Source organism: Labilibaculum euxinicum, from assembly GCF_009795715.1.
GTDB lineage: Bacteria > Bacteroidota > Bacteroidia > Bacteroidales > Marinifilaceae > Labilibaculum > Labilibaculum euxinus.
On record NZ_WTCR01000015.1, the window covers coordinates 12,119 to 28,489 of the forward strand.

At 37.5% G+C, this 16,371-nt stretch carries 9 protein-coding genes; 4 read left to right on the forward strand and 5 right to left on the reverse strand.

Annotated elements, in window-relative coordinates:
• Positions 1-154 precede the first annotated feature (154 nt).
• Entirely contained in the window at positions 155-1,867 is a 1,713-nt protein-coding gene (locus GQR60_RS17120) for a glutamine--tRNA ligase/YqeY domain fusion protein (protein ID WP_124994106.1), read from the forward strand.
• 274 nt (positions 1,868-2,141) lie between these two features.
• Here the strand turns inward: GQR60_RS17120 and gltX are convergent, their stop codons facing one another.
• The 4 genes from gltX to GQR60_RS17140 form a co-directional block, all read right to left on the reverse strand.
• Positions 2,142-3,674 (reverse strand): glutamate--tRNA ligase, encoded by a 1,533-nt coding sequence (gene gltX, locus GQR60_RS17125; protein ID WP_124994107.1) that lies wholly within the window; start codon positions 3,672-3,674, stop codon positions 2,142-2,144.
• 77 nt (positions 3,675-3,751) lie between these two features.
• Complete coding sequence (locus GQR60_RS17130; protein WP_124994108.1) at positions 3,752-4,141, reverse strand: response regulator; 390 nt, start codon at positions 4,139-4,141, stop codon at positions 3,752-3,754.
• Positions 4,142-4,362: 221 nt separating this feature from the next.
• Complete coding sequence (locus GQR60_RS17135) at positions 4,363-6,987, reverse strand: adenosylcobalamin-dependent ribonucleoside-diphosphate reductase (protein WP_225441448.1); 2,625 nt, start codon at positions 6,985-6,987, stop codon at positions 4,363-4,365.
• 312 nt (positions 6,988-7,299) lie between these two features.
• Entirely contained in the window at positions 7,300-8,523 is a 1,224-nt protein-coding gene (locus GQR60_RS17140) for a 3-deoxy-D-manno-octulosonic acid transferase (RefSeq protein ID WP_124994109.1), read from the reverse strand.
• Positions 8,524-8,669: 146 nt separating this feature from the next.
• Here GQR60_RS17140 and GQR60_RS17145 point away from each other — a divergent pair, with 146 nt between their 5' ends.
• Positions 8,670-12,122 (forward strand): hypothetical protein, encoded by a 3,453-nt coding sequence (locus GQR60_RS17145; protein WP_124994110.1) that lies wholly within the window; start codon positions 8,670-8,672, stop codon positions 12,120-12,122.
• Positions 12,123-12,287: 165 nt separating this feature from the next.
• Positions 12,288-13,424: a Fic family protein gene (locus GQR60_RS17150; RefSeq protein ID WP_124994111.1), complete on the forward strand. Its 1,137-nt coding sequence runs from the start codon at positions 12,288-12,290 to the stop codon at positions 13,422-13,424.
• Between the two features lie 234 nt (positions 13,425-13,658).
• On the opposite strand, the gene GQR60_RS17155 is transcribed toward GQR60_RS17150, so the two are convergent.
• Entirely contained in the window at positions 13,659-14,846 is a 1,188-nt protein-coding gene (locus GQR60_RS17155; protein WP_101310533.1) for a phosphoglycerate kinase, read from the reverse strand.
• Positions 14,847-15,208: 362 nt separating this feature from the next.
• Between GQR60_RS17155 and GQR60_RS17160 the strand changes: the two genes are divergently transcribed.
• A complete protein-coding gene (locus GQR60_RS17160) occupies positions 15,209-16,333 on the forward strand; it encodes a DNA polymerase III subunit (RefSeq protein WP_124994112.1) in 1,125 nt (374 codons plus the stop codon).
• Positions 16,334-16,371 lie beyond the last annotated feature (38 nt).

Below are 16,371 nucleotides of genomic sequence, written 5' to 3' on the forward strand. Positions count from 1 at the left end.
TGCTGGAATTTCCATACTTTTGTTTTTCGTTTCATAATGTAGCTGATCAATCAAATTATTGTACATTTAATAGATCGCATTTCGATTCGAAAAGCAAGGCAGGATTCGGTTCCGAATCTCAGGCAAATACATGTATCATTTTAAATTGAGTAGTATGGATAACAAAAATGTAAAAGAAGAGAATGTTAACGAAAGTAAATCTCTTAATTTTATCCAGCAGATTATCGAAGAAGATCTGAAAAACAATGTGAATGATGGTAGAGTACACACACGATTCCCTCCGGAACCAAACGGGTACTTACACATCGGACACGCTAAGTCGATATGCCTAAACTTTAGCCTTGCCCAGCAATATCAGGGAAAATGTAATTTACGTTTCGACGATACCAATCCTGTAAAGGAAGACACAGAGTATGTAAATTCCATTATGGATGACATCAAATGGTTAGGCTTTCAGTGGGATGGTGAACCAATGTACACTTCTGATTATTTCCAGCAATTGTATGATTGGGCAGTGAAGTTGATTACTGATGGCAAAGCATATGTGGATGATCAGACAGCAGCGCAAATTGCTGAGCAGAAAAAATCACCAACCGAGCCAGGTATCGAAAGTCCGTATCGCAACCGAAGCGTAGAGGAAAATCTTGATTTATTCGAAAGAATGAAGAATGGTGAATTTAAGGATGGAGAAAAAGTTCTTCGTGCAAAAATTGACATGACTTCATCAAATATGCACATGCGCGATCCATTGATGTACCGTATCATGCATGCACATCATCATCGCACCGGCGACCAGTGGTGTATTTACCCAATGTATGATTATGCTCACGGTGAGTCGGATTATATTGAAGGCATTACACACTCTATTTGTACGTTGGAATTTGAAGTTCACCGTCCGCTATACGAGTGGTTTGTTAATAATTTAACAGATACAGATTACAGACCAAAACAGCGTGAATTTGCTCGTTTAAACTTAAGCTACACAGTAATGAGTAAGCGTAAATTACTGGAATTGGTAAAAGATAACCATGTTAATGGATGGGATGATCCACGTATGCCTACTGTTTCGGGATTGCGAAGAAGAGGATTTACTCCTGCGTCAATTCGTAATTTTGCAGATATAATTGGTGTTGCAAAACGAAACAATGTAATTGATGTTTCACTTTTAGAGCATTGTGTTCGTGAAGATTTGAACAAAACTGCGCCACGTGTAATGGCTGTTTTGAATCCTGTAAAGTTGATCATTACCAATTATCCTGAAAATCAGGAAGAATTTTTAAGCATTGAAAACAATCCGGAAGATCCGGAAAGCGGAAATCGTGATATTCCTTTTTCCCGCGAATTGTATATCGAGAGAGAAGATTTTATGGAAGATGCTCCTAAAAAATTCTTTAGAATGACTCCAGGACAGGAAGTACGATTAAAAGCTGCTTACATTGTAATGTGCGAAAAAGCAGTTAAAGATGCTGATGGAAACATCACTGAAATTCACTGTACTTACGATGCAAAATCTAAGAGTGGCAGCGGATCGGAAGAAAGCAGGCGCAAAGTAAAAGGAACACTTCACTGGGTTTCTGCTAAGCATGCTGCTAAAGCCGAAGTTCGTATCTACGATCGTCTTTTTAATCACGAAGCACCTGATGCTCAGAAAGAAACAGACTTTAAGGAATTTATTAATCCTGATTCTCTGCAAATTTTGAGAGAGTGTTACGTTGAACCAAGCTTAAAAGAAGCTAAGACTGAAGATCATTTTCAGTTTACCCGATTGGGCTATTTCTCAGTGGATAAAGATTCTAATACAGAAAAATTAGTTTTCAATCGTACGGTTTCTTTAAAAGATTCCTGGTCTAAAACCCAAAAGAAGTAACAACTAAACCACTGAAGGGCTTGCTTTAAGGGAAACTTTCAGTTTTAGAATATAATTAAACCTGATAGGACAGAATCCTATCAGGTTTTTTATTTTCAACAGTACAAATAATTATTAAATCACTGAGGACCCCACATAAAATAAGACTCTCAGTTTAAGACTCCGACTGTTTGACCATTTAACTTTTCAACCCTTCAAAACCTTTCTTGGCTTTCTTTAAACAAAAAACCACTCCCCGAAGGAAGTGGTTCATCTCATTGAGAAAAAATCTCAATTATTTTTTAATGTTCTCCATTGCATAATCCAAACGGGCAATGGTTTCCTTTTTTCCAAGTATTTCGATGATATCGAACATGTGAGGACCTTTACCGGCACCTACCACAGCCAAACGGAAAGGATTCATCACTTTTCCAAAACCAATTTCCTTGGCAGTGATCCATTCTTTTACAATCTCTTCAGAATTAGCTGATGAAAAATCTTCAATACCTTCCAAAATGCCTTTTAATTCAGTTACCAAAGCTGGGGTATCCTCTTTCCAGCCTTTTTTAACAGTTTTGGCATCGAATTCAACAGGTGCTTCAAAAAAGTAATTTACATGCTCCCAAAGTTCCGAAACAAAGTCTACACGATCTTTCACCATGCCACACACCCTATTCACAGTTTCCTGATCAGCATCAATTCCTTTTGCCTTTAAAATTTGTTCTGCAAACAAGATTCCAATCTCTTCATCCGATTTAGTCATCAGATACTGACGATTGAACCATTTGGTCTTCTCTGGATCGAACTTAGAACCCGATTTGCCCACACGTTCCAAAGAAAATGCCTGAGAAAGCTCTTCCATTGAGAAAATCTCCTGCTCTGTTCCAGGATTCCAACCTAAAAAAGCCAGCATATTTATGAAAGCTTCAGGAAAATATCCGCCTTCACGGTATCCCGATGAAACTTCGTTTGTCTTAGGATCTGTCCATTCCAATGGAAATACCGGAAATCCTAACTTATCTCCATCCCGCTTGCTTAATTTTCCTTTACCAACCGGTTTCAAAATTAATGGAAGGTGAGCAAATTTAGGCATATCATCTTTCCACCCAAACGATCTGTACAACAACACATGCAGCGGCATCGACGGCAACCATTCCTCCCCGCGTATTACATGGGTTATCTTCATTAAATAATCATCTACCACATTTGCTAAGTGATAAGTCGGCATTCCGTCTGATTTAAACAACACCTTATCGTCTAAAGCGGAAGTATTAAATACTACACGACCTCTTATTTCATCATCCAATTGCAACTCTTCGCCAACCGGCATTTTAAACCGCACGACATAAGCTTCGCCGGCCTCAATTTTATTTTGAACTTCTTCCTCAGATAAAGCCAAAGAGTTATTTAAATTTTCGCGGGTTGCATAATTGTAGGTAAAAGTCTTTTTCTCTTCTTCATGCTGATTTCGGATTGCATCCAACTCTTCAGGAGTGTCAAAAGCATAATATGCATTCCCCGAAGCGATCAGCTGATCGGCATACTCACGATACATTGGCTTGCGCTCCGACTGGCGGTAAGGCCCGTATTCTCCACCCACAGTTGCTCCTTCATCAATTTGAATTCCGCACCATTTTAACGATTCTGCAATATACTCTTCCGCACCGGGAACATATCTTGTTTGGTCAGTATCTTCAATACGCAATAGAAAATCACCATTGTGTTTTCTCGCAAATAAATAGTTGAAAAGGGCTGTTCTAACACCTCCCATATGAAGAGGCCCCGTAGGACTAGGAGCAAATCGAACCCGTACTTTCTTATCGTTCATTGTTATATCCGTTAATTAGGCAACAAAGATAAGAAATAAGAGCAAAAGTAAAGGGGAGATAAAACCAGAAAATTAACTTAAAATAGAAATCGGTCAATCATATCTTTTAAACCACCAATATCAATTGGTTTGGATACAAAATCATCGCAGCCAGCAGCCATTATTTCCTCATAAGCTTCACCGTAATGATATGCCGTTTGAGCAATTATTGGCATATTTTTATTTATTTTTTTGATATTTCTGGTTGCATCATAACCATTCATAACAGGCATTTGCATGTCCATTAGTACTAAATCTATCTCTGGAACCGACTTAATGAAATCAAGTGCTTCCTGCCCATCTCTGGCACGAATAATCCTGGCTTTGGTATCAATGAGTATTTCCTCCAAAAATATGAAATTAAAATCCTCATCTTCCGCAACCAGTAGTACTTTGCCTTCCCAATTATAGTTTGTGGAAAAATTCATAACTGACAACTGTATTCGTCTAACTGTTCTCTAACTCTAAGTTAATTCAATTATCAGTAACACAAAAATCAAATTCCAAAGATCTGACCGTTTTGTTCAAAAGATGAGTGACCACGTAGCTTTAACCAGTAACTATGTAATTTACTATACTATGTTACAATTTAAAAAAAGGGAAACTTCAGTTGAAGTTTCCCTTTTTTAGAGTTGTTATAATAGATTGGTTATCCACATTTTGAAGTACCGCACGATTGACAAATCAGACATCCTTCCTGATAGATGATGTGCTCTGACCCGCAACTGGCGCATATTCCTCCCTTAACTTTTGTTCCGTTTGGAATGTATTTTTTAAGGGCACGCTCAACACCGTTTTTCCATGTGTTGATGTTCTCACTATCCAATTGCAAACCTGCAACTAAATTTACTACACCTTCAATTGGCATTCCATGGCGAAGTACGCCTGATATTAATTTGGCATAGTTCCAAAACTCCTTATCAAATTTGTAAGATAATCCTTCGAATGTTGTTTTAAAACCACGTTTATTGCAAAATTGAAAGTCATAACGAGAACTTCCGTCCTCTTCTTTTCTTTTGATAATTACTCCCTTGCTTACTGATTTAGGCAATAAAATACCTTCCTCATCGTCAACAATACCAGTAAATACTTCATATGGTTGTCCGTTATACAATCCAATAAAAGCAATCCACTTTTCCTTGTTATTTTGGAAACGAACAACTTCAGCTTCCAATACTTCAGGGCGTTTTTCCGGCATTCCTGTGTCTTCCTCTTTTTTAGCATCATTGGAAAGCAAAACACCCGAACGGGAACCATCACGGTAAACCGTACAACCTTTACATCCACTTTTCCAAGCTTCGATATACAATTCTCCTACAAGAGATTCAGGCACATCATTTGGAAGATTAACTGTTACACTAATCGAGTGATCAACCCACTTTTGCACTTTCCCCTGCATGCGGACTTTCTGCAGCCAGTCTACATCATTAGAAGTTGCTTTGTAGTATGGAGACTGTTTAACCAATTCTTCAATCTCTTCATTTGTAAAATGCTGCGCTGCATTGATACCATTGGCTTCCATCCAGGTAACAAATTTGTGATGAAATACTACAAACTCTTCCCAACTATCGCCAATCTCATCAACAAAATCGACACGAACATTTTTATCATTAGGGTTTACTTTTCTTCTTCGTTTGTAAACAGGCATAAACACAGGCTCGATACCTGAAGTGGTCTGAGTCATTAAACTGGTTGTTCCTGTTGGAGCAATCGTTAAACAAGCAATGTTACGCCGACCGTATTTAGCCATTTCTTTATAAAGGCTTTCATCTGCTTCCTTTAAGCGCAAAATAAATGGATTTTTGCTTTCACGCTCTTTGTCGTAGATTTTAAATGCTCCCCGGTCTTTAGCCATATGTACTGAAGAACGATAAGCTTCTACAGCAATTGTTTTGTGAACTTCAACAGAAAAATCAATTGCTTCATCAGTTCCGTAACGCAGGTTTAAACCGGCAAGCATATCTCCTTCAGCAGTAATTCCCACTCCGGTTCTTCTTCCCTCTTCTGCTTTAGTCCGTATATTTTTCCAAAGATTACGCTCTACTCTCTTAATCTCTTTATCTTCAGGATCTTCTTCAATCTTGTCAATTATTGCATCAATTTTCTCCAGCTCCAAATCAATGATGTCATCCATCATTCTTTGAGCCATGGCCACATGCTTACGGAACAGTCCGAAATTAAATTCAGCCTTCTCTGTAAATGGATTTTCAACGTAACTGTACAAGTTGATAGCCAGCAAACGACAGCTATCGTACGGACACAATGGAATTTCGCCGCAAGGATTCGTAGAAACCGTTTTGTATCCTAAATCTGCATAACAGTCGGGAACCGATTCTCTTTCGATAGTATCCCAAAATAAAATTCCCGGTTCTGCTGATTTCCAGGCATTGTGAACAATTTTCTTCCAAAGCTTAGCTGCATCAATACTTTTACTGTAGGTAGGATTCTTTGAGTTAATTGGGTATTGCTGTGTGAATTCGGTTCCATCAACAACGGCCTGCATAAACTCATCGTGCATTTTTACAGAAACATTGGCTCCGGTAACTTTACCCTGCTCCATTTTCGCATCAATAAAATCTTCCGAATCGGGATGACGAACAGAAACACTCAACATTAACGCTCCACGACGACCATCTTGCGCAACCTCACGGGTTGAATTGGAATAACGCTCCATAAAAGGAACAATTCCTGTCGAAGTCAAAGCAGAATTCTTAACGGGTGAACCTTTAGGACGAATATGAGAAAGATCGTGTCCTACACCACCTCTTCGTTTCATCAGCTGCACTTGTTCCTGATCAATCTTCATAATTCCACCATAAGAATCAGAATCTCCATCATTTCCAATTACAAAACAGTTCGACAAGGATGCAATCTGGTATCGGTTTCCAATTCCCGACATAGGACTTCCCTGAGGTACGATGTATTTAAAATCTTTTAGTACCGCGAAAATTTCTTCTTCGCTAAGTGGGTTTGGGTAGTTTTTCTCAACTCTTGCAATTTCTGATGCAATTCGTCGATGCATATCATCCGGCGTCTTTTCATAAATATTTCCATAAGAGTCCTTCAACGCGTACTTGTTCAACCAAACACGTGCTGCCAGCTCATCTCCATTGAAATATTGAAATGTTGCCTGAAATGCTTCTTCGGGATTGAAAGTTTCGTTCATTTCCGTTGCTTGTTGCTTCTTCTCCTGTACTTCCATTAAGAATCGTAAAAAAGTGTGGTTAATTATATAAGTTTCTTTGTTTATTATCAATAATTTGCCTCTTTTCAACAGGGCGAATTTTATAGTATGCAAGGTACACAACTTGATAACACCGAGCAATATTATTACACAACTTTAAAATAAAGTTATCCACAAAAACATGTTAATAAATTCATATTCAGATATATAATTTTATTAAAAAAGTGAAAAGTTTTCAAAAAAGAAAACATCTAATAAAATTTACTTAAAAAATCAATTGGTATTCACAAGCATCTTCGTCACCAAAAAAACACATTTAATAAAAACAGGTTTACAAAACGCGGCACCCTCAACAAACATTGAGTTTTCTAAAATCAAACTAATAATTTGGTTCAGTTAGGATTAAATTACGGAAAGAATTTGAGCACTTGCTCCTCTTTTTGAATCAACGTATTTTTTCGATTTATCACCGGAAAACAGCCGCTCTTTTTCATTTTCAAAATAGTTATCTAAAAGAATCTGCAACTCTTCATATTTTTCATAATAAAATGAGGCGCCCAATTCTATCAAATCTTTTGCCTCTTGAAATTTGTGGTAATTGGGACCAAAAATAATAGGCAAACCAAAGGTAGCTGCCTCTAAAGTATTATGAATTCCACGACCGAAACCACCTCCGATATATGAAACATCACCATATCGGTACAAAGAAGAAAGAACTCCAATACAATCAATCACCAAAACCTCGGCCGCTTCAATTTCCTCTTTTGAGGCATTCGTGTATCGAACCCAAGGTTTCTGAATTTGATCAACAATATTCTTTATATGGTTCTCATCTACCTCATGAGCGGCAATAATGTATTTGTAGTTGTTCTTAGAGGTATTTATATAATTAATCAGGAACTCCTCATCTTTTGGCCAGGTGCTGCCTGCAATCAAAACCAGTCTCCCTTGACTAAAACCTTCCACTTTAGGCAATGTTTTCGATCCGGTTGCTATTGAATACACTCTATCAAACCGTGTATCTCCTGCTATGGAAACATTCTTAAAACCAATACCTTTCAATAAATCTTCCGACTCCTGATTCTGCACAAAAAAATGAGTGAAAGCGGATAGCATTCTTCGGTAAAATCCGCCCCAAGGCTTAAAAAACAATTGGTTAGGTCTGAAAATAGTAGAGAATATATAGGTTGGAATATTTCTTTTTTTCAGCTCCTTCAGGTAATGATGCCAAAATTCATACTTAATAAAGAAAGCCATTTTAGGGTTTACTAAATCGACAAACTGTCTTGCATGAGAAGGAAAATCAGGAGGCAGGTAGAAAATAAAATCCGCGCCAGCGTAATTCTTACGAACCTCGTAACCCGAAGGAGAAAAAAAGGTGAGTACTATTTTATATTCCGGATGCTCCTCTTTGAACTTTTCGATGACCGGCCGGCCTTGCTCAAACTCGCCCAATGACGCAGAATGAAACCAAACCAAATTCTCTTCTCCTTTAACCGCCTCTGCAATTTTAGGCAGCAGATTCTTTCTGCCATCTACCCATTGCTTTGCTTTTGGATTAAAAAAAGCGGCAATTCGCACTATTAAAACATAGAATTGTATCGAAAGGTTGTAAAAGAGAACCATAATTGAAATTTGTTACTGTTAACCGGAATAGCTTCCTTATATTTATTCTCTGCAAAACTAATAATTTTAGGTGTAGGATTTCGTTTTAACACCAAGCGATTTCATTTTTACAGATCGGAACCCATTACTAAAATAGATATACTCATTTGAGATTCCAATTAGTCTTTATATTGCTGATTTTATCTGGTTTTAAAATGCTTGGTCAAACTCAAAGCAATTTAAGAAGCAAGATCGTACATCTTACCCAAGATACAATTCAATTGGATTCGATGTTGATATTGCCGGGAACCGTAAAAGTGCATCAGCAAAATGAACTGGTAAACAAAGATTGGTATCAGATTATTGTTGGCAAAGGAACTTTTATTCCTTCGCAGGAACTGAAACAAAAAAGCGAATCGGTAAAAATAGAATACCGCGTATTCGATTACAACATAACAAAACCAAGATACAACCGGGATTTATCGCAGTTAAAGCTATCGGGAAATAACCGCCCAAAACCCTTTGCAATTGATCCGTACTATACAAGGAGAGAAGCCTTTTCGGGCGGTCAACTGGAAAAACAAGGCAATTATACCCGCGGTATCTCTTACGGCAACAATCAGGATGTGGTAGTAAACTCAAACCTGAATCTTCAGCTATCGGGAAAACTAACCAATGAAGTAAGTATTTTGGCTGCCATCTCCGACAACAACATCCCGATACAACCCGATGGGAACACGCAAACCATTAGTGATTTTGACCGGATCTACATTCAATTGTACGATGACACCAAAGAACTCACTTTGGGCGATTATGAGGTGCAGTCTCCAACAGGAAAATTCATGCGTTTCAATAAAAAAGTGCAGGGAGGAAAATTCTCCGGTGTGCTGGCAAAAGGAAAAAAGAGCAAAACCGAATTTCGATCGACCATTAGTGCTTCCATTGCAAAGGGCAAATTCAACAGAATGGAAGTGCAAGGTTCGGAAGGAATTCAAGGACCTTACCGAATGATTGGCGCCAACAACGAAAGCTATATTATTGTGTTGGCAGGAACCGAAAAAGTTTTTGTGGATGGAAAGCTCCTGAGCCGAGGAGAACAAAACGATTACATGATTAATTACAATACTGCAGAACTTACTTTCACAACAAAACAGCCAATCACCCGAAACTCCCGAATCATTATCGAATTTGAATACTCGGAAGAAAACTATTCGAGGTATTTGCTTTTTAACAGCAATGAGCTGAAAACCAGAACAGGAAAATTCTGGTTCAATTTTTATCACGAACAGGACAGCAAAAGTCAGTCTATCGATCAGTCGTTAAGCGATGAAAACAAACTACTGCTCAGTACTATTGGAGACAATCTGGAATTAGCCAAGGTTCCCAATGTTGAAGAAGTTGACTACTCGAACGATTTTGTTTTGTACAAAAAAATCAAGCGAAGCATTGAGAACATTGAATACGACGTTTATCAATACTCCACCAATGCCGACAGTGCCCTTTACCGCGCCAACTTTTCTTTTACGGGAGCAAATAACGGAAACTATCAGCAAGTAAATGGTACTGCCAATGGTCGGGTTTACCAATGGATTGATCCGGTAAACGGTGTTCCGCAAGGAGAATTTGAGCCCGTTGTTCAATTGATAGCTCCACAAAAACAACAGCTGTATTCCTTTGGCGGCGATGTAAACCTGACTGAAAAGCTGAATTCGAAATTCGAATTTGCGCTTAGCAATCGTGACCTGAACACCTTTTCGTCACTTGACGATGGCGACAATCAAGGCATTGCTGTGGATTTTTCGCTGGAGAAAAATTCCAACTTTACGGATACTCTTACACTTCTGAAAACGAAATTGAGTTTTCACCATATCAACCAAAACTTTTCGGAAATTGAGCCATTCCGATCGGCAGAATTTAAACGGGACTGGAATTTACAAAATGACTTTACGGATTCTGATGAGAATTTTTATTCGCTTAGCAACGTTTTTTCGAATCAAAACTGGGGACAGGCCGGATACGAATTCTCTGTTTTGAAAAAAGACAGCGATTATCAGGGAAACAAACATTCTCTGGGTTTACAGTTTTCAAAAAAGAATCTGTCAATAAATTTTACAGGAAATGCTTTGGCTACCGATCAGGAAAATATTGAAACCAAATTCTACCGGCACCAACTTAACACATCTTATGCACTAGGCTTTGCCAAAATTGGTGTGCAAACCGAAAGCGAAAACAATCAGTGGGAAAATAAAACCAGTCATGATCTGTTGGCAAACAGTGCATCTTTTCATTCCTATAAGGTATACATTACCAACCGTGATTCATCTGAAAATCAATTTCAGACCTACTACCAGAAAAGAAAAGATTTTCTGCCCAAGGCAAATGACCTGAAGGCACAAAGTGAATCGCAGGACTTTGGGGCACAAGTCTGGCTGAAGAAAAACCGGAAAAATCAGTTGAAAATAGAAACGATTTACCGGAAACTATCCATTCTGGACAACAGCTACACCGACGAAAAGCCCGAAAATACTTTTTTAGGAAAACTGGAACATCAGGCACGAATTAAAAAAGGATTGCTGCAAACTTCGACCTACTACGAACTGGGATCGGGTTTGGAAAGCGAAAAAGAATTTTCGTTTGTTGAGGTAAACGAAGGACAGGGAATTTATCGCTGGACGGATTACAACGGAAACGAAGTGAAAGAGATTAACGAATTTGAGGTTGCCAGTTTTAAAGACGAGGCCAATTACATTCGTGTGGGCACCAATACCAACAATTATCAAAAGGTGTTTACCAGCGAATTCCGGCAGACATTCAATTTGCGACTGAGTCAAATTAAATCGAAACAGAAGTTCGTCTCTTTTTTGAAACGATTCAACAACCGCTTTGCCTACCGTATTTCGAAAAAGAGTTTGGCAAATGATTTTAATCTGTATGCGAATCCTTTTCTGGCTCATGCTGCGAACGAAAACCTCATCACCATCAATTCGAGTTTTCAGAATACCTTTTCGTACCGTAAACCCAAATCGAAAACCAATTGGGACCTTATTCATTTAAGCAGCAATGGCAAACAATTACTCACCCAAGGTTTCGAACGCCGAAAATACATGCAGAACGGCTTTCGTTTTCAATGGAAAATTGGAGATTCAAATCAGTTGAGCAACCGGACTGATTTTGGTGAGAAGAATTTAAACAATGAATCGTTCGCCGATAAAAATTACTCTTTGCAGGAAATTAAAAACGAATTAAAGCTTCAGTTTCAGCCAACACTGGCCTTTCAGTTCGGATTGAACTACACCTACAACAGCAAGGAGAATAAATTGGCTGCCGAAAAATCGAACACACACAACATAGGCGCCGACTGCCAGTATTCTTTGGTTAAAACAGGTAAATTAATGGCAACAGTCAACTATTTACTAGTCGATTTTAATGCCGATTCGAACAGCTCGATAGCCTACGAAATGCTCGAAGGATTTTTGCCCGGCAACAACACAACCTGGAGTCTGAGCTACAACCAACAACTAAGCAAACTATTTCAATTGAGCGTTTCGTACAATGGACGCAACAGCGAGGGTGGCAAAACCATTCATGTGGGCAGTATGGAAGTGAGAGCTTATTTTTAGAGGATATTTCTTTACCTATCAATCAGGATTGAAAGTAGTGGTTAAATTATACTCAAAAGTATAGATTCAGTGTAAAAATAAAAACACAGAATCCTGTATTTTCATTTACTGTGTTTTTTGAAAATATAAAATTGTATATTTGCATATATACAAAAAAATAAGAATATGGATTTAAGTAATTTCATTTCTGGTAAACACATAAAACAAATAGAATACAAATCATTTTCTCCAGAAAAAATTAACCATGAATGGATAATATCAACTCCTGAAGTAAATAAACTTTTGGCAGAAGCGAATAGGCTAATTGGTGAATTAAATGCCTTTTCCCAAATTATTCCTGATGTAGACTTCTTTATTAGCATGCATATACTAAAAGAAGCAACAACCTCTAGTCGGATTGAAGGAACAAAAACGAACATGGAGGAAGCTTTAATTAAAGAGGAAGACATTAATCCAGAAAAAAGAGATGATTGGTCTGAAGTTCAGAATTATATAAAAGCAATAAATACATCTATTAAAGAATTAGAAAAACTTCCTATTTCTAACCGATTAATAAAAAACACCCATAAAATAATATTATCCGGTGTTCGCGGAAAACACAAAATACCCGGTGAGTTCAGAACCAGTCAAAACTGGATTGGAGCAACACTTAAAGATGCCATATTCATTCCTCCTCATCATTCTGAGATAATTGAATTAATGAGTGATTTTGAAAAGTTTCTGAATGATGAAGAAAATCACATACCACATTTAATTAAAATCGCAATAGCACATTACCAATTTGAAACGATTCACCCTTTTTTAGATGGAAATGGCAGGTTAGGAAGACTTATCATTACTCTTTATTTAGTGAGCAGCAATGTATTAAAGAAACCATCTTTATACTTATCTGACTTTTTTGAAAAGAATAAAGGTTACTATTACGATAATCTAATGACAGTTCGAACGAACAGTAACTTAATACAATGGATAAAATTTTTCTTAGTTGGTGTCATCGAAACTTCAAATGGATCAATTCAAGTATTTAAAGATATTATTACACTTAAAAATAAAATTGAAACAGAAAAACTCCCAAAGCTTGGAAGTAAAATTGAAAAAGGACAACAACTAATGAAACAACTTTTTCAAATACCAATAATCGATTCAAAACAAGTTTCTGAACTATTACAGATCTCACCATCCACGGCCAATAGATTAATTAAAGATCTAATCGATTTGGAGATACTCTCAGAATTAACTGGATATAAACGAAATCGTAAATTTATATTTGCGGAATATTTTAATATATTTCAAAATAAATAAGGATAACATACAATCCCACAACAACAACTAAGCAAACTATTTCAATTGAGCGTTTCGTACAATGGACGCAACAGCAAGGGTGGCAAAACCATTCACGTGGGCAGTATGGAAGTGAGTGTCTTCTCCTGAAATAGCTTGACAGATTATTACTGTGTTTGGGATTGTTGTATAAAAAAACGCAGCTCCGTTACAGAACTGCGTTTGGTTTCCCGAAGGGAAGTATTTTGGATTTAATTATCCTCTGATAGCTGTTACACCTGGTAATTCTTTTCCTTCGATGTATTCTAGTAAAGCACCGCCACCGGTTGAAACGTAACTTACTTTGTCAGCAAGACCGTATTTGTTGATTGCAGCAACAGAATCACCACCACCAATTAACGAGAAAGCTCCTTTTTCGGTAGCAGTTACAATTGCATCAGCAATTGCTTTGGTTCCTTTGGCGAAAGTATCCATTTCGAATACTCCAACAGGACCATTCCAAAGAATAGTTTTTGATTCTTCAATTACTTTTGAGAAGCTGGCGATAGTTGCATCAGCAACATCCAGTCCCATCCATCCTTCAGGAATTGCATTTACATCACACACTTTAGTGTTAGCGTCGTTAGAGAAGGCATCAGCAATTAAAGCATCGGAAGCAAGGTGAAGTTTCACGTTGTTCTCTTTTGCTTTCTGAAGAATTTCTCGGGCCATTTCTAATTTATCATCTTCAACCAATGAGTCTCCAATAGTTCCACCCATTGCTTTCACAAAAGTGTAAGTCATTCCACCACCAATAATCAAATGATCAACTTTTGACATTAATGTTTGGATGATTTCAATTTTTGAAGAAACCTTAGCTCCTCCCATAATGGCAGTTAACGGATGCTTGGTATCTTTCAATACCTTATCAACGCTTGATAATTCGCCTTCCATTACATATCCGAAAAGTTTGGCTTCCGGGAAAAATTTAGCGATAACAGCAGTAGAAGCATGTGCACGGTGAGCCGTTCCAAATGCGTCGTTGATCCAAAGGTCAGCTAAATCAGCTAATTTTTTAGCAAATTCTTCATCACCTTTTTCTTCTTCTTTGTAGTAACGAAGATTCTCCAATAAAAGAACTTCACCAGGCTTTAAATTAGCAGCCATAGTTTTTGCACTTTCACCAATACAATCATCAGCAAATTTTACTTCAACACCAATCGATTTTGTAAGGTGAGCAACAATGTGCTTCAATGAAAATTTCTCATCTACACCTTTTGGACGACCAAGATGTGACATCAGGATAGCAGAACCATTACCATCTAATACTTTTTTGATAGTAGGCAGAGCGGCACGAATTCGTGTGTCGTCAGTAATTTCGAATTGCTCGTTCAAAGGCACATTGAAATCTACTCGGATAATAGCCTTTTTACCTGAAAAATTGTAAGTGTCAATACTTTGCATGATATAATTGTCTTTAGTTTTTTTTTCGTGTATCCAAAGGTAGCTTTTTCTGCAAATGAGTGCAAAAAAGATAGGGGAAACTATTGTATCTGTAATTAATGCAGTGGGTTAGATGTTATGAGGCATTAGTTTTGAAACGATTGCATAAAAAAATAAATTTGAATAATAGGAGCTAAAACGTCAGATTTGGAGACTTCTTAATTGCAAGATGATTACTTTTAGCAAAGCACTCTGATATTTTTTTAACTTTGGGTAGCCTAATGAGTTTTTGCAGCTAATTTTGCATTTTAGTGATCGCTCGGAAATCAATGTTAAGTGATTGGTAACATTAGGATGCCTGTAACAGAATCGAAATTAATTTCATGCAATTCAAAGATATAATTGGACTTGAATCGGTAAAGAGTCAGTTCATACAAACAGTAAAAGAAAATAGAATTAGTCACGCTCAGCTATTGGTTGGACCGGCCGGAGTTGGAAAATTACCTTTAGCAATTGCTTTTGCGCAATATGTGTCTTGTTTGGATCAAAAGGAGAATGATTCATGTGGTGTTTGTTCATCATGCAAAAAATACCAGAAGTTAATTCATCCCGATTTACATTTTGTGTTCCCGGTAGTAACCGGTAAAGGTTTTACGAATCCGGTGAGCGATAATTTTATTGGCAGCTGGCGATCTCAAATTGAAAATGATCCGTATTTTGATTTGGGCGAATGGTACCAAACTCTGGGGGTAGATAATTCTCAGGGCTTAATATATTCTTCGGAGAGTAATGAAATTATCCGCAAGTTAAATCTGAAGACTTACGAGTCTGATTACAAAATAATGGTGATTTGGCTGCCGGAAAAGATGCATCGGTCCTGTGCCAACAAATTGCTTAAAATGATCGAAGAACCGCCAAAGAAAACATTGTTTTTAATGGTTTCGGAAGAGCCGGAAAAAATTCTTCAGACAATACTTTCCAGAACACAGATTGTAAAAGTTCCAAAAATTGAATCCAGAGATTTATCGCAGGCGCTTACATCCGAATTTAATTTATCGGGAACCGAGTTAAGCAATGTGGTTCGTTTGGCTGGCGGCAGCTATCGTAAAGCCCGGATATTGATTCAGAATTCAGATGAAAACGCTTTTAATTTCGAGAATTTTGTTGCTATTATGCGATTGAGCTATGCGCGTAAGGTGTTGGAAATAATGGATTGGTCGGAGCAAATTGCAGGGATTGGCCGCGAACGTCAAAAGAGTTTTTTAAACTATTGCGTTCGTATGGTGCGCGAGAATTTCATTTTAAATTTAAAAAAGCCTGAAATGGTATTTTTGAATGGCGAGGAAATGAATTTTTCTCAACGGTTTTCGCCTTTCATTAATGAGGAAAATGTATGGATTCTTGCTGATGAGCTTTCAAAAGCTCATTCGGATATCGGCAGAAATGCCAATGCTAAAATTGTTTTTCTAGATCTAAGCTTGAAACTGGTTAAATTATTAAGGCCATAAGAGGCTATTAATTCGGCGAATTAGTATCTTTAAAAGTT